Origin of the sequence: Flavitalea sp., assembly GCF_035489435.1 — a bacterium.
GTDB lineage: Bacteria > Bacteroidota > Bacteroidia > Chitinophagales > Chitinophagaceae > DATHKG01.
The window spans coordinates 19,155-36,363 of sequence record NZ_DATHKG010000097.1; the positions used below are offsets into that span (position 1 = coordinate 19,155).

Annotated in this window: 11 protein-coding genes; 5 read left to right on the plus strand and 6 right to left on the minus strand. The window is 42.1% G+C overall.

All coding sequences use genetic code 11. The features are described from left to right. Positions 1-8 precede the first annotated feature (8 nt). Genes VK664_RS16170 through VK664_RS16180 form a run of 3 tightly spaced genes read right to left on the minus strand, consistent with a single transcriptional unit; the run spans position 9 to position 4,411 of the window. Positions 9-2,177, minus strand: a complete 2,169-nt coding sequence (locus VK664_RS16170) for a family 1 glycosylhydrolase (protein ID WP_461399723.1) — start codon at positions 2,175-2,177, stop codon at positions 9-11. Next, complete coding sequence (gene glf / locus VK664_RS16175; protein WP_461399724.1) at positions 2,134-3,282, minus strand: UDP-galactopyranose mutase; 1,149 nt, start codon at positions 3,280-3,282, stop codon at positions 2,134-2,136. Before glf ends, VK664_RS16170 begins: the two co-directional genes overlap by 44 nt. Beyond that, positions 3,275-4,411 (minus strand): glycosyltransferase family protein, encoded by a 1,137-nt coding sequence (locus VK664_RS16180; protein ID WP_461399725.1) that lies wholly within the window; start codon positions 4,409-4,411, stop codon positions 3,275-3,277. The genes glf and VK664_RS16180 overlap by 8 nt, the downstream gene beginning before the upstream one ends. A 478-nt stretch (positions 4,412-4,889) precedes the next feature. Between VK664_RS16180 and glgX the strand changes: the two genes are divergently transcribed. The 3 genes from glgX (at position 4,890) to VK664_RS16195 (ending at position 8,318) form a co-directional block, all read left to right on the plus strand. Further along, a complete protein-coding gene (gene glgX, locus VK664_RS16185) occupies positions 4,890-7,115 on the plus strand; it encodes a glycogen debranching protein GlgX (RefSeq protein WP_461399726.1) in 2,226 nt (741 codons plus the stop codon). Between the two features lie 56 nt (positions 7,116-7,171). Beyond that, positions 7,172-7,639: a hypothetical protein gene (locus VK664_RS16190; protein WP_461399727.1), complete on the plus strand. Its 468-nt coding sequence runs from the start codon at positions 7,172-7,174 to the stop codon at positions 7,637-7,639. A gap of 325 nt (positions 7,640-7,964) precedes the next feature. Continuing rightward, positions 7,965-8,318, plus strand: a complete 354-nt coding sequence (locus VK664_RS16195; protein WP_461399728.1) for a hypothetical protein — start codon at positions 7,965-7,967, stop codon at positions 8,316-8,318. 178 nt (positions 8,319-8,496) lie between these two features. Here the strand turns inward: VK664_RS16195 and VK664_RS16200 are convergent, their stop codons facing one another. Together VK664_RS16200 and VK664_RS16205 are read right to left on the minus strand one after the other, a co-directional pair. Further along, on the minus strand, positions 8,497-9,246 hold the full coding sequence (locus VK664_RS16200) for a transporter (protein ID WP_461399729.1): 750 nt from the start codon (positions 9,244-9,246) through the stop codon (positions 8,497-8,499). A gap of 239 nt (positions 9,247-9,485) precedes the next feature. Continuing rightward, positions 9,486-11,813, minus strand: coding sequence for a lectin-like protein (locus VK664_RS16205; protein ID WP_461399730.1), 2,328 nt, complete (start codon positions 11,811-11,813; stop codon positions 9,486-9,488). Between the two features lie 336 nt (positions 11,814-12,149). Between VK664_RS16205 and VK664_RS16210 the strand changes: the two genes are divergently transcribed. Further along, complete coding sequence (locus VK664_RS16210; RefSeq protein ID WP_461399731.1) at positions 12,150-13,208, plus strand: metallophosphoesterase family protein; 1,059 nt, start codon at positions 12,150-12,152, stop codon at positions 13,206-13,208. 129 nt (positions 13,209-13,337) lie between these two features. Continuing rightward, positions 13,338-16,442, plus strand: a complete 3,105-nt coding sequence (locus tag VK664_RS16215) for a ligand-binding sensor domain-containing protein (RefSeq protein ID WP_461399732.1) — start codon at positions 13,338-13,340, stop codon at positions 16,440-16,442. Positions 16,443-16,652: 210 nt separating this feature from the next. On the opposite strand, the gene VK664_RS16220 is transcribed toward VK664_RS16215, so the two are convergent. After that, positions 16,653-16,856: a hypothetical protein gene (locus VK664_RS16220; protein WP_461399733.1), complete on the minus strand. Its 204-nt coding sequence runs from the start codon at positions 16,854-16,856 to the stop codon at positions 16,653-16,655. Positions 16,857-17,209: the final 353 nt, after the last annotated feature.

Here is a 17,209-nt window from a genome sequence, read left to right on the forward strand (position 1 = left end):
TTTTCGATTTATTGTACTGATAAGTTGTCAAAATACCGGCTGAGCGCGTGGTCAAGGGCTGGCAACTTTATTCCCTTTCCACTTTCCAATACACTATAAAGAGGCCGCTTTGCTTTCCAACTCATTTCAGCCAGTGGTTTAGATATTAATTTCCCACCATTGTAACCGGCCTTCGCAGCAATAATGTCGCCAAAAGCCGCCCAGGTTGTAGTTCCTGTATTTGAAATATGCCAGATACCTTTTTCTTCATCTATCAGGAGATCCATGGCAGCATTGCAAAGGTCAGGAATATAGGTAGGGGAAACAATTACATCATCAACAATATCGATCTGCTCACCGGTTTTCAATGCTTCCAGGACAGAATAAACAAAATTGTATTTATCCCATGGACCAAAGAATGCACTTGTTCTGATAACCAAAGATTTTTCGTTTTCAGCAAGGATCAATTCCTCTCCCCTGGCTTTACTCTGACCATAAACATTAAGAGGCAAAACGGTGTCATCCTCCCGATATGGTGCTGCCTTGTCTCCATTAAAAACAAGATCACTGGAGAAACTGACCATCTGCAGTCCATATAACTTAGAAATTTTGGCCAGAAGTCCAGGTGCCAATGTGTTTATATTATAGCATTCAGCAGGATTATCTTCTGCTTCATCAACGCGCACAAAGCCGGTAGCATTAATCAAAGCCCATGGCTTATATTTTTCAAATGCTGCCCTTATACTTTCTTCATCCAGGATATTTATATCAGGCCTCCCAAGAGAAACATAATGAATTGAACGTAACTGGCAGACTCGTTCGAGCGCTTTTCCCAGGGTACCGGTTTTACCGATAATAAGCAATGGCTCAACAGTACGGGAGATTGTTGACAAAGACGGGTATATTGGCTTATTACCTTGCTGGTGCCACCACCCGGGCAATGCCATGAGCGGTGTTTCATAATTTCCACCGCCGGCAAAAGACTTAACCATTTTCGCCAGTGCTGTGGCCCTTGGCTTCCTATCACTTAAATCAAAAATTCCGGATTCATACCGGTTGTCTTGCCTGGTTAAAAGGCTGTTCCAGTCATAGGCTCCCAATAATGACCAGGCAGTAATCGCACGGATATCCACGCCAGATTTTTTGAGCTCACAACAATTGAGATAGTTTTCACGGAACCATCTTAACTGTTCTTCACGGGTACAGCTCAGGTGACATTCGGTTACAGCAAGAGGAAGTTTATATCTATCCCAGGCTTCCTGCAATAAAACTTTTAGTCCTTTGCTTTGACCTTTACGCACAGCCTCCGTATCTGCGTACCGGTGCCTACGGTTTCCGCCATAGGTAGCGGGCGAATAGAGTGACCGGTTTTCGTCGAGATATCTTTCAGAGGTTACATAATAGTTATACCCGATTATATCCGGCGGGCATTTGTTCTCAAGAAAAAATTCCAGGTCAGTTTCCGGGACACCGCGGCTAACAAAATACTTCCAGAAAAAATGTTGGCGATCAACCATGCCGCATAACAGATCATTGGTGAGCCAGCGTCTTTTGTTTTCATATCTCGCCTGGTAAGACAGTTTCGCGGTACTGTGAATAAAAGTGAGATCTTCCGTTTGAATCAACTGTGCGTTTGGATTGATTTTGCGGACTGCTCTCATTGCCAGCACTGTTCCTTTCAGCTCGTTTATCAGTATCCGGTGAAAAATCGCATCGTTAAGTCCATGCGGAAACCAGAATCCATACAAGCCGCTGAATCTTGCCGTTGTTAATGGTTCATTCACGGGCGTATAGTAAGTTATCCAGGGAAACTGCTCAGCTACTTTCGTGGCATATGCGGCAAGTTTCTCCGGAAACTTGTGATCAGTAAGATCCGTGAATCGCGGCCCGCTGCCATGATGCACCAGGCCTGCGATGGGATCCATACCATTTTCGCGGATGCTATTCAACTGGCTTTCGGTCCAGGTCCAGTCGATTGCCGTTTCTTCTGTTGGCTGGTGTTTCTCCCAGAGTATAGGATACCTGAGCTTCCGTAGACCAAGACTACCGAACATGTCTATATCAGCAGGCCGTTCATAGTGTCCTGAGTTTTCCAGTTGATCCCGATAGTTATCGCCTACACGATTAATCGTGCATTCGATTCCACCCCAGATTTCAGGACGGCACGATGAGGACTTTTGTTCCATTTCCATTTGCATGTAAATCTATTTCGGTAGGAGTATGGATTGTCTTAAAAAGTTTCAATGACTGTGCAACAACCTGGTCCATATTATAGTACTTATAGGTTGCAAGTCTGCCTGTGAAATGCACACGCTTCATGCCCGCTGCCAGTTGCTGGTATTTTTTATATAAATCTGCGTTTTCAGGTCTGGGTACAGGATAATATGGATCACCGCTTTCTTTAGGAAACTCATATACCACGGTAGTTTTCGGGTGACGTTGACCAGTGAGATATTTGAATTCGGTTATGCGTGTATAAGAATGTTCATTGGGATAATTTATTGTGCCGGTCGATTGGAAAACTTCTGATTCAACAGTTTCAAATTTGAATTCGATCGAACGATATGGAAGTTTACCATAGCAATAGTCGAAGTAATAGTCTATTGGCCCGGTATATATCATCTCCCGGTAAGGAATCATGTTTTGAATCTCCTTGTAATCTGTATTCAGCATCACCTTGATATTGGGATGTGATAACAATTTTTCAAACAATTTTGTATATCCATATAATGGCATTCCCTGATAGGTATCAGTAAAGTACCTGTCATCCCGGTTGCTGCGCGTAGGGATCCTGGCAGCTACAGATGCATCCAGTTCAGATGGATCAAGATCCCATTGCTTTTTTGTATATTTCTTGAAGAACTTTTCATAAAGTTCCCGTCCAACCTTGCTCACCACTACATCTTCGGAAGTCTGGACACGTATTTTGGGTTCTGCTTTTGATGCAAGGAATTTTTCCACCTCATCACAGCATAAGTTCAGTCCATATAATTTGTTTATTGTATTAAGGTTGATTGGGATTGGAACAAGCATTCCATCGACGCTTGCAAGCACACGATGTTCGTATGGTCTCCAGGGAGTGAATTGACCAAGGTAATCAAACACCTCCTTTGAGTTCGTATGAAAAATATGTGGGCCATACTTATGTATAAGTATGCCATCGCTATTGTAATAATCATAGGTATTGCCACCGATATGATTTCTTTTGTCAACAATCAATACTTTTTTTCCTGATTGTGATGCCAGTCTTTCTGCAAGCACCGCACCTGCGAAGCCCGCCCCTACTATTAAATAATCAAACATGCTCATTGGATCTCTTTTTTAAGTTATCAGGTTTTTGCTCTTTTGTCTCTTTTATCAGTGCTATCATTTTTTCCCAAGTTATATTCCATGAGATATCAGCCAGGAATTCATCTACTTTTCTAAGCCAGCCAGGGTCGTCGCGAATGGCGAGTCCCCATTCGATTCCTTTTACAAATTCAGCTCCTGTATTACCTATATAAACAAGATTTTCGTCACCATAGGGGGTAACAACGTCCCTGATCGGTGTTGAAATAACCGGTCTTCCGCCCGCGAGATATTCCGGCGTTTTTGTCGGACTTATAAATTGCGTTGATTCGTTAATAGCAAACGGTATTAAGGCGAGATCCCATGCGGCAAGGTGGTAAGGCAACTCCTGGTAGGATTTGCTACCGAGATAATGTATGTTTTCAGCGCGGGGCAGAATTTCAGGTTCTATTTTAACAACAGGACCTATCATTATAAAATGACAATCAGGTCGCATCGCAGCCATATCCCTTAACAGGTCAATATCAAAACGTTCATCCAGTACTCCATAAAATCCCATCCTTGGTTTAGGGATATTGTCATACTCTTTCGGGAGCACTTGTATATTGCGGGCCTTCGCAAAATGTTCCTTATCTATACTGCTCGGAAAAGCATGTATATTTTTATGCAAATGCTTTTTGGCTTCATATATGCTATATCCCCCGGTAAATACCAGATCAGCGACCTCAAGCAACTTTGCTTCCCTTTCTTTGATATCATGCGGGGCAAATTTGAAAGCAGATAACTCGTCCATACAATCATAAACCACCAGGGCCGGTGATGGTAAAGCGGTGGAAAGGGGCATTGCCATGGGGGTATAATACCAGAGTATAAACTCTTTTAAACCAAGGTTACGAAAGTAAGGACTCAATAGTTCGCGTTGCGCCTGCAGGTGATCAATTCCAGGCGCCCTATTGCTTAAATGAGGAGTAATAATAAATAGATGTTCATCCCGGTTACTGACATTAAGATATGATGGCTGGTCAGTAAAAACTGGTTCTTCAACAACAAACACCCTGCACCGTTTCGCGAATCTTGACAATAAATGTTGTGGGCGCTGGTAAACAAAATCCCATCTCAGATGGCAGAAGCAAACTATATCCATGCAGATAAATAAATTATTTTAACTGGTGACTTAATTTTAATGACATTATAACAAAGCAATTCAATGCCAACCCTCTTCCCCGTCGGAAATGACCCTTTAGACACCCAAAACCACGTTTTGTGAAACATCTGCCACATTTCAAGGTGATTTAAGGGGAAGTGGGTATTGTAGAAAAAATGGTGTAAAAACGGATTCTACACTGCTAATTGGGAATAAAATGACCTATTTAGTTGATCCCGGCTGAATTGACATGGATATCCGGGTTTACCCAATCTATAAATCATCCGTGTTTTTACTGAGTTTGAAATAGGAAAGACCTATTCATTCACCCCTAAAAATGAGCAGCGTTGAAACTTCAACGGCTGATAAAGAGAATAAGAGGCGTACAATTAGTATGTCTTGGGCTCCGTGCGATTTATAGGCAATAACAGGTATAACTTTTGAGATAAGTGGGATTAATTAACCTTTATAACAAAGTATGACGAGATTAGCGGTCCGCGTGGGAAAACCTTATCCCCTTGGTGCAACCTGGGATGGGGATGGTGTAAATTTTTCAGTGTATTCAGAAAATGCAGAAGGGGTAGAGCTTTGTTTATTTCAATCTGAAGAGGATGAATATGAAACTGTAAAAATCAGGATTAAAGAAAGAACCCATCATATCTGGCATTGTTATGTGCCGAGTGTACAGCCTGGCCAGTTATATGGATACCGGGTCCACGGGAAATATGATCCGGCAGATGGGAAATTGTTCAATGTAAATAAACTCCTGATAGATCCATATGCAAAAGCGATCTCGGGAACTATTCAGTGGCATGATGCGTTGTTTGGCTATGACCTGAATCATCCCGATAAAATCATGGCTTTTAATTCGATTGACAGTGCCCCATATATACCAAGATCCATTGTTGTAGACACTTCATTCGACTGGGAGAATGACCGGAGGCCCAACATTCCCTATCATGAGACTATTATTTATGAACTGCATGTAAAAGGATTTACAAAACTGCAAAAGGAGTTACCCGAAGAAATAAGGGGTACCTACAAAGGACTGGCACATCCCACAACTATAAAATATTTTAAGTCCTTAGGGATTACAGCTGTTGAGTTGATGCCTGTTCATCATTTTGTAAGCGATCGTCACCTGGCAGAAAAGGGACTTGTAAATTATTGGGGCTATAATACGATTGGTTTTTTTGCACCCGATATCAGGTATGCTTCAAATAAAGATGGCGGAGCCCAGGTGGATGAGTTTAAGGAGATGGTGAAAGCCTTTCATAAAGCCGGGCTTGAAGTTATACTGGATGTAGTTTATAATCACACTGCAGAAGGTAATGAAAATGGCCCTACCCTTTCCTTTAAAGGCATAGACAATGAATCTTATTACCGGCTTTGTGACAACAAAATTCATTATATGGATTATACCGGTACCGGCAACACTTTCAATGCCCGGATGCCAAACGTGTTGAGATTAATTATGGATAGCCTGAGATACTGGGTTGAAGAAATGCATGTGGATGGCTTCAGGTTCGATCTTGCATCGGCACTTGCCAGGGAACTACATGCGGTAGACCGGCTCAGTGCCTTCTTTGATATCATTCACCAGGATCCCGTGATTTCACAGGTTAAACTGATAGCTGAACCCTGGGATGTTGGTGAAGGCGGATACCAGGTGGGAAAGTTCCCGCCGGGATGGGCCGAATGGAACGGGATGTACCGCGATTGTGTGCGGGATTTCTGGCGGGGGGCAAACAGCATGCTGGGTGAATTTGCACTGAGGTTTACCGGTAGTCCCGATTTGTATGAAAATGACTACCGCCGTCCCACTGCCAGTATCAACTTTATCACTTCTCATGATGGCTATACTTTGCATGATCTTGTGAGTTATGAACACAAACATAACTTAGCTAACCAGGAAGATAATAACGACGGGGATAATCATAACCGTTCCTGCAATTACGGAGCAGAAGGTCCAACAACAGATATGCAGATTAATGCGTTTCGCGCGAGGCAGAAAAGAAACTTTTTTACAACCTTATTTTTGTCACAGGGAGTTCCCATGATCCTGGCCGGGGATGAATTCGGCCGAACTCAGAATGGCAATAACAATGCCTATTGCCAGGATAATGAGACTTCGTGGGTCGACTGGGAAAAAATGGATAATAGCCTGAAAAAATATGTTGAACAATTAATCAAATTCTGGAAAGCGCACCCTGCTTTTTCGCGTCGCCGCTGGTTCCAGGGGAAGCCAATCCGGGGAATCGGCATCGAAGATATTGTATGGTTTATGCCTAATGGTGTTGAGATGGCTGAACCTAACTGGCAGGAAGACTATGCAAAGTCACTTGGAATTTTTATTAATGGCCTTGGCCTGAGATGTGTGGATGATTATGGAGCAAAGATGACAGACGATAGTTTTTATATGATATTTAATGCGGGCAACGACACAATTGATTTTGTTTTACCAGCCGCAAAATTCGGGTCAACATGGGTAAAGGTTTTTGATACCTGTGAAGATCAATTTCCGGAAATAGAAAACGAGTCCAGGGCCAGAGATATTATATCAGTTGGTGCATCCTGTATTGTGGTTTTCATTAATGCAAAATCACACGAGAATAACCTGCAGCTGGAAACATCTACCCAAACTCTGCTGGAAGTCGGAAAAGCAAGGCATAGGGAAAAAGATACGATAGCGGACAAGTTTTAAAGATAGGGTTAAGCATAGATTTAAGTTTTAGGCGATCATTTGAAAATTGCTATGTCTTGCATAACGAGATCTTAACTGCGGGTATTGCCATTATTGCTGGTATTGCCGCGACAACTTTAATGACAATTTTTGTGTTGCTGTTTCATATTATCACGGGTGAACAAATAAATGTGATCCGGATACTTGGAACCATGCTCACCGCATCCACCACAACAGAAGGCGGATGTTCGCGAAGCGCCGGCAGCCTGGGTGCCGGAATATTTGCCCATTATGCTGTCGGATTATCTTTTTCATTCGTGTATATATGGTTGTGGCTGCATCAGGTCATAAACATGGATTGGGTCACCACAACAACCTTGGGATTTGTAACCGGTCTCGCGGGAATTGCCGTATGGAGATTGTATTTCCGGATTCATTCCCATCCCCCCGTTGTTCCACTGAAATTGTATCTGAGCTGCATTCTTTTTGCGCATGTAATCTTCGCCTGGGGAGAAAAATGGATTTTTGAAAACTGGGTATTGTAGCCCCAGAATAAAAAAGCCGGGCATAATTTCCGGGAATTTCGATGAATCAAATTTTGGAACAGGTAACACTATACGATTGAAGTTATCGCCAGTTTAAGTCGCATGCTGAGCGTGCAGCAACCAAGGGGATATGACGGGTCATTTTTTGTGTGAAAAAATCCAACCGCAGCGAGCGAGTGTGTTTGAATTATGTGGAAATTTCATAGGCATGAAATTGGAATGCAGTCAAAATAAACAGAGAATACAAACTTCAAGATCCCTTTAATAATAATACTTGATAGCGGTTTAGTAGAATTAATATTTTAAACAGTAAATATTCAATTTTATGAAAAAGCTTCTTGGTAGTTTCAGAGGATATGTCAACATCTTCCCTGATCAAATTTTTATTATAGGACAGTTTGAGAGTTTTCCAAATTTAAATCTGATAAAAATCAACTGGGATACACCTGCCCAAACCTTTAATTCAGGGTATATGAAACTTGTCAACTCCACCTGGCGTTTCGGTTCCTTAACAATGGAAGGATTTGTTGCAAATGATACTGATTATTCCGAACAGGTAATGAGTATAGTTATGTCCGCATATCATCACCTCGAAAATGAATGTGATGGAGTAGAAAAGAAGAGCAGCTCCTCTATCCAGGCAACGTATGACTCGAAAAGTGGAAATATTGCATGCTGAAAATCTAAAATCATCAGCACGGAATTTTAGCATTTACAATATCATTCACTGACAGAAAAGTATCAAACTAAATAATCGCGGATTCGCTTTGGTATAGATCTTTTAATAGGATGATGTTTTTGGTACACAGATAATGATAAATACTGTGCCACCATTATATAAAGAAAAAATTAACCGGTCAAAGCAGAACCGAAAAACCAACTGTGAGGAATCTGTTGCGTTCCGGATAATCTACACTTGTGCCGACAGCAACATCTAACTGTAAATTTTCTTTCAATTTAAATCCCAGGCCTGCGTCGACATTGTGGAAAGGCTGTTTGTGCTTTTGAAACTGGGAATAACTGCCAACAAAGCTTTCTACTTTTTCAGCGAACTTATAATGAATTGAAGTGTAAACTTGCCAGGCAATGTCTTTGCTGAAAGCTTCCTGCTGGAACCCTGCATTATATTCCAGTTTCCATTTGTCTGAAAACTCATCGAGAAAAGCAAGCAACATGCTGATTGAATTTTGCGCATGTTCGCCCTGATCATTTTTTGAAACCGGAACCTGCCAATAAGTTACCAGGGTAATATCAGGCAGCCATTGATGTTTTTCAAGTAGTGCAAGCTTGAGTCGAAGGGCGAGTGGATAAGTACTTTGAACCGTTTCCTCAATATACCGGTTTCGATCTCTGCCCTGTTCCATAAGAAAACCCAGCTCCACTCCTTTAGTAAGCCCATACCGGAGCATTGCCTTTACAATATTTGCATTTCTTCCTGAGTCAAATCGATTTGTTGAAACGCCGGTTTCCAGCATAAACTTTCTTTTCGGTACCAGGTGCACCTCTTCGGTTTGATCCGGTCGGTCGGGATTCATTTCTTTTTCCTGGCTTTGAGCAGTCGCGAAAGCCGCCAGGAGAAATATTGAAACAATAAAATGCTTAGACATATTTAAGGGTATCAAACAATTCAATTGTACCCTGCATCTTCGTGGTTGGAAGCAGGAACTATTTGCTGTCTGAATATCTCTGATGCTACAATTTTCCTGCCATGACTATCAGTCACTTTTCTGCCATGGCTATCGGTTGCGATCAGGAGTGCAGGACTACACAGACTGGTAAATGGAACAAAAATTGAAGAATGATTTTGAACTCATCACTCATAACTCACAACTCATAACTCTCCTACCTATTTTTTAATCAGTTTTATCACTTTTGACCTTTGTTGTTCACTGACTAATACAGCAAAATAAACACCTGCAGGTAGGTAACTGATATTAACTGATGCCTGGGATGAGTTAATGGTTTGTTTGAATACTACCGCACCATTTGTATTTTTTAAAGTCAATATCGAATTCTTATCAAAGGGATTTGAGACAATAAAGTTTGTAATGACAGGATTCGGGGAAATAGTAAAATCCGATCCTGAAAAATTTAATTGTCTTACATCGCTGTAGCTAAATTTCTCATCGATATCAATAAGTTTTAACTTGTAAAAGTTAGCACCATGGGAAGGAACTTCATGTCTGAAAGAATAAGTTCTTAAACTGTTGCTGTTCCGCGCGGCCGGTATCTCTGCAAGTTTTGTAAAGTTTATACCGTCTACGCTGTGTAATACATCGAACCGAAACGTATTTGTTTCTGAAGTAGTTGACCATTTGATATCCGCTTTCTGCTGGTTTTTTACAACCTGGAACTGCAACTCCCTTACAGGCAGTATAGCAGCAATAAACATCGTTCTGGTCGCTGAAAGCTGAAGCAGTGGGTCTGTTGGCAAACCACCATATTCAACTACATAAGGCAATGTAGTTGAACCAGTGAGGTCATTCCATTTACCGGGACTAGCACCGGTAGAGTAAATCTGGGCAAAATGTTCGGCGCTGGAACTATTGTTCGGCTCACCGCTATTCCAGTTGTTATACGCGCTACCGAATACCGGGGGCAGGGATGTACTGTTTGGAGCGTTTGCAGTTGTTATTTGGTGACCAGCTTCAGGCCCTGTGATCCAATACCATTTGCCTTCTGATGTATTTGGAGCTGCATAGGAAGTTCCTGCTACCGGGTTGATGAAATCCCATTGGTCCGAAAGTCCGATCCATGCATCAGCACTAAGCTTTTCCTGGATAAAATCATTTTCGTCCTGTGAAGTAATAGTGGCAAGATAACCTTGCAAACCAAGATATGTTCTTCCTGAGGCGCCGGTTTTTGCATTACTCCAGTTTGCGGTTGATGAAACTGTTTCATAAAAATGCCCGTTACTTCCAGAGATAAGATTTCCAACCGAAAAAGAAATTGTTCTGCTATCAATTGTATTTGAAGAAGAGTAAAAAGAAACCGTGCGAAACAGTGATAACCATGCGCCGGGAGTTGCTGTTCCGGTAAATGAAAGCACTCCTGTACTGGCATTATAACTTCCTGTAACGGCTGGAGGCAAACTACCAACTGTATAACCTAATACATCTCCTGAATTGAAACCATTGGAAATATTCACTTTTGCGTTTGTGATGTTTCCTGAACTATAAAGAATAAATGCATTATCAACTACAGCAGGAGGAGCATGCAATTCATAAGTATTATCCGGTACGGTTGCCTGCAGAGATGTAGCCATTAATTTAATATTGCGGGTATGAACAATATCCACAACCGGATCGGTACCTATTCCACCATATTCTACTACATAACCCAGCAGGCTTGTATTTGGAAGGTCATTCCATTCGCCGGTTGAAACTGAAGCGAAAATCTGTCCATAATGTTCGATCGTTCCTGCATTGTTTGGTTCACCAGAATTCCAGTTCATGTATGTAAGCTGGGTAGGTGTTCCATTGTTGTTCGAAAACTGCGTCCCCGCCTCAGGTCCTGTTGCCCAATACCATTTACCTTCTGCGGCTGCCTGGTCCGCGTAGGTAACCCCACCATTTATATAGTTATCATCGTCGCTTGCACCGATCCAACCATTGGAAGCCAACTTTAATGTAATGAAACCATTTTCACCTGCACTGGTGATTGTAGTCAGATATCCCTGCATTCCGAACTTAGTACGGGTCGCAGCATCAGTTTTCGCATCCGTCCAGGTAAAAGTACCAGCCACAAATTCATACAAATGTCCATTAGCTGCGTACGCAAAATCAACCCCTAAATTGAAAAGAACTGTACGTTGCGTAGCGACTGCAGATGAAGTTGCAAATGTGACTGTACGTAACAAATCCTGGTATTGAGCTGCGGTTGCTGTTCCTGTAAAGCTCAGTACGCCTGTGGAGCCATTGTAAGCTGCCGAAACACCCGAAGGCAAAGAACCGGTATATGAAAGCAAATCACCGGAATTAAAGTTAGTTGATACGCTAACTTTAGCGCCATCGAATGAAACTCCACTCGTAATTAAAAGAGAATTGTCTACGATAATTGCGGGAGCGTTTACAGGAGTAGTCGCGGAAGATGAATTTCCCGTAAAACTGATTTGGGAAAAGGAGTGAACTGTGCATAGAAGTGCACTGAACAGGAAAAGTAAAGGGATTCTCATAAAGGATTTGGTATTGGGATTTTAAAAGGTCAAAGAAATGGGGTTTTTGCTTAACAATCAATAGGTGTTTCTGTCTGAACTTGATAATTAAAAATCCATAGGTGTTACTTGAAAAACTTGCTAAGTAAAAAACACTATAAACTTGGTATCAGTACCAAAACAATCATCAACTTTTTCCTGGCGACAAAAATTATTTGCCCGGAACTCCCCAAAGAACAGTTAAGTGACTAAGGTTTAAAATCCAAACCCGTAAATTACAAACTGGAAAAAACAGACAGGCAGTCCAACATGCGCAGATTCTTTCAACGATTACTCCGAAAACCAATCACCTGGCTGGTGAACAGATTTGCGTCCCGACCTGTGAAAGCAGATGTTTTTGCATCGCTGAATGCATTGGTAGAAAATATTCATAAGGGAAAGGAAGATTCAGGCTTTATTCAAACCTTCGACCTTCAAAAGGGTAAGTACATAATCTTTTCTGACCAGCACAAGGGAGCCAAAGACGCGGCGGATGATTTCCGCAATGCCGAAGGGAATTATCATGCCGCTCTCGAATATTATTTTACAAACGGCTTCACGCTGGCTAATATCGGAGACTGCGAAGAGCTCTGGGAAAACACGCCGGATAAAGTAGTGGAAAAAAGCCGGAAAAGTCTGCTGGAGGAAGCAAGGTTTCTCCTGGAAGACAGGTATCTGAGAACCTTCGGCAATCATGATCTCGAGTGGAAGTATTCTTTTCAACGTGACCTTTATCTCAAAGGCATTTTTGGTAAGAAGTTAAAAATTCCTGAAGGCATCATACTTAAAACAATTTATAATAATGAAGAATATTCTATCCTGCTCAGTCATGGCCACCAGGGTGATAAACAAAGTGACGGAAATAAAGTAAGCATGTGGATTGTAGCAGCAATCTGGACACCCATCCAGCGTTTTCTTGATATCAGCGTAAATACTACTTCTGATTCTTTTGAACTGATCGATACTCATAATATAATCATGTATGAATGGTCGGCTACTCAAAAAAACACCATTTTTATTTCCGGTCATACCCACAAACCCGTTTTCGCTTCGCTTGATCATATTGAGCGTTTACTCAAACAAATAAACCGCTCACGTGAGTTGAATCATCCGGAGCTGACAGCTAAGCTGGAAAAGGAACTTGAATGGAGACGAAAAGAATATGGCGATAAGAAATTTGTAAAAACTATGGTGAAACCGACCTACTTCAATACAGGTTGTTGTTGTTTCAGCGATGGTGATATTACCGGAATAGAAATCGAAGGTGATAATATCAGGCTTGTCAAATGGAAGACCACGGAAGGAAAATCGGTTCGGATTATCCTGGAACAATGCCCGTTGAGTTACTTGTTTGATGAAGCAGCCACTTCGTTATAGTAGTGAGTGGTAAGTGGTGAGTTGAGTTGTGAGGTATATAAGTTATGAAATCTTTCATAACTCATAACTCATAATTCATAATTCTCTTTACGTTTCTCTTCATAAATTTGTGAGACCTAAATCCAGACTTTGATCAGAGTACTAACTGTGTTGATGTTACTTCTGGCAGCTTTCCGCTCCGTGGCGCAGGTTGCCCCGGTAGCTGCTGACAGTAAGCGACTGGCCGCTACCCAGGCAAGACAGTTTGTATTCACACATTTCAACAGTACACGTGGCCTCGCTTCCAACTATGTTAATAATATTATCCAGGATCAAAATGGATTCATCTGGCTCGCCACTGCCAATGGCCTTCAGCGTTATGATGGCAATAAATTTTCCACCTACCGGTCAGATCCCGGAAATCCGCAAAGCCTTCCCGATGATAATATTGCTTTTGTTTATGTAGATAAAAAGCAAAACCTGTGGGTTGGAACGGCCGATAACAAAGTCGGCATTTTTAACACCAGCAACTTCACATACAAGGAGGTGAAACTGGACCTGAAAACACCACTCACTATCTATTACCCTAAAATGATTCTCGAAACATCCGGTGGTGATTTGTTGCTGGCTATCACAAGTATCGGCCTGCTTCAATATAATGTTAAGAAAAATGTACTGGAATACACAGCTTCCTATGTTCCGATCCCAAACAAATGGCGTTTGATAAATATAACCGAGGATGCTGTCACAAAACGATTATGGCTTGCAACTGATTCGGGTATAGCGGTATTTGATCCGGTTACCCGTCACCTTAGTTATCGCGGTAATAATGTTGACAATAATCCCATGATAACAAAGTATGGGCACCTTACAAGTATCTCCAGCGTTTATGCAGATCAGTTCAACAGGTTTCTTGTTGTAAGCTGGGGACCCAGGGTAGCTGTGCCTACACTGTTTTACCATGATGCGAAAACAAATGAAAGCAGGGAACATGTATTATCTGAAGAAGTCCTGGGCACCGGTTATTATGAGATACTCGGCACTTTGCGCCAGGAAAATGGAAAGCTCTGGATTTATGGACTACCGTTTATGATGGAATATGGCTCGGGTGGAAAACCACTTAACCTGGTTAAAAACGATTTCAAGGATGAACGCAGTATCAGGTTTGAGAAGATTACCCACATGTATGAAGACAGGCAACACAATATCTGGGTAAGTACCAACAACGGTATCTTTTATTTCAACCCCGATGCGCAGATGTTTAACTCCTACGACCTCGTTAGACCCAACGGCAAAGGAATGATTTACGGTTCTACCCAAACTGCCTGCCAGATCGATAATGGAACTGTATATGTGGGCTGCTGGGGCGCCGGACTTTATATCTATGACAAGAACTTCAATCCCATCAATGTTCCGGCCGATCTTGATTCAATCAAAGACAGATATTCGATCTGGACGATAGTGCAGCATTCAAAAACAAAGCTGATCTGGATGGGACTGCAGGAAGGTTCCATTATTGTTTATGATCGTATCGCGGATAAACATAAAACGGTAACACTTCCTTTATTCAGGCGCCGGACTATCCGGGTGATTATCGAGGACCTTAACGGCAACCTCTGGTTTGGAACACAGGGGGGACTTGTTATCAAATGGGACCGGAAGATTGCCGGCGACGACATTCAAAAAGGATATACAGTGATTGCAGAGACAGGACTGGTTCATAAACTGTTCCTGGCAAAGGACGGAATGATCTGGGCAGCAACATTAGGGCACGGCTTGTTGAAGATTCACCCAACAGCTAACAGGGTTCTTGACATATTCAGAAAAGAAGGCAAGCCCAACCAAACGCTTTGGAGCGATGTGGTCACTGATTTGGCCCAACGTAATGATAGTATATTGATTGTAGCATCAGGCGCACTTGACATGATCAATATCAACACCCGCAAAACCGTGCACATTTCAACGGAAGATGGTTTGCCCGGGAATAACATAAACTGCATAGCCCGCGACCGGAACGGAATATTCTGGCTGGGGTCTTTTAATGGAATCTGTCGTTTCAATATTGATATCGGTACATTCACCACCTATGACCGCAGGGATGGCATAAACTATGACGCTTTTAATCCCGGTGATGCACATACGCTTTCAGATGGAAGACTTGTGTTTACCAACAACCAGAATTTTCTTGTTTTTGATCCTTTGAAAATGGTACAGTCAAAGGTGCCTCCCGATGCCGCTATTACCGACTTCCGTATCGGGAACGAATCGATACCTGTAGATTCATTAAGAACACTGGAGAAAGTTTATCTGCCATATGATAAAAACTCCATCGTGATAGAATTCAGTGCTCTTAATTATTTAAAAGAACAAAAGCTGCATTACCATTACCAGCTTGAAAATCTTGAAAAAGAAATGCAGGAAGCCGATGAGCAGGCGCAGGCTATATATAGCTATCTGCCACCGGGGAACTATACATTTAATGTGATGGCAGAAAACGCGGATGGCATTACCAGTAAAAACATCACTTCAATAAAGATCCAGATAAGGTCGCCATTCTGGCGAACCTGGTGGTTTTATGCCCTACTACTACTTGCTGTGGCTTGCATATTATTCTGGATTGAACGTGAGCGCATCAAAAAGTTTATGGCGCTTCAACAGGTAAGAACGCAGATCGCCGGCAATCTCCATAAGGAGCTGGATACAACGCTGAACAATATCAGTATGCTAAGCGAAATGGCTAAGATAAAAGCCGATAAAGACATCACGCGGTCAAAAGAATATATTGATCAGATCAATGAAAAGAGCCGTAAGATGATTATTGTGATGGATGATATGTTCTGGAGTATCGATCCGGCAAATGATAACATGGAGATGACTTTATTGAGGATGAATGAATTTGTTTCGGCTATGCGTAACCGTCACTCGGCGAATATAGAGATGGTTGTAGATGACTATGTGCGTAGCATCAATCTTGACATGAAGGCGCGTTATGAATTTTATGTAATATTCAGACGTGCTCTTCGTTCGATTGCCAACAGCTCCCTGGCGAACCAGATACTTATCAATATAGATTACGATAAATCGGCACTGTTCCTCAAGATCCAGAGTAATGGCGCTTATGGCGCACCGGAATTGTTGTTCGATCATGAAAAAACAATGGATATATCGAGGAGGGCAGAGTCCCTGAATGCTGTTCTGGATATACAGTCGGATAATAAACATGTATCTGTGATACTGGTTGTACCGGTGGTATAAGAGCCTGCGACAGGTACCAAAAGTTTAATAGCAGCACACAAGTTTAATAGCATGATTATGCAACAGTTTTTGGTCGCTTCTTCGCACCGTTGGGAGCGGGATTGTGCCTTTTTGCGGCTGTGTCCCGTGGTTAATACCTTTGCTCATGCCATGAGTGGTTCTTGTCTCCGATCGGCTTTTTTTGCCCTGATCAGCTTTGTTAGGGTTTCTTCAAGTGCTGGTGCTTGTTCTCCCCTGATCGGCTTCAGTAACTCCGACCACGGTACGAAGGCCGCTCAAAGGCACAATCCCGCTCCCAACTAGCTCATCCACTTGGGGGAATATCATACCAGTCATAACAATTCTTATGAGTCCTATATAGCAGGCTTCGTTGTCCCACCATTCAATCAGCATTAAATCTTGTGTATAAGCCAATCACTTAATTAGTCATAGATGACAAATGAGCTGGTATTCGTTTTGCAATTCCCTTCCTGATCTAATATACAAACCGAACTAACTTTCGATTGGCGGAGATAATGCTGTCATCCGCAAACGCAGCCACACACAAAACTGCCGCCTCAAACGCTGAATCACTACTGCGCTGAATCATTGCCAGGCTATAACGAGCAATCGATGCAATACCAATCGTTATTTTTTCCTGGGCCCTATTGGAAATATTTTTAAAGCACAGGTACCAGATTGCTTGCGAATTACGGATTGCTTGCGAATTAGATGAAAAGAATGCAAATGCAATGATGCACAACCGAAATTTCGGTAGCTAAGATTGG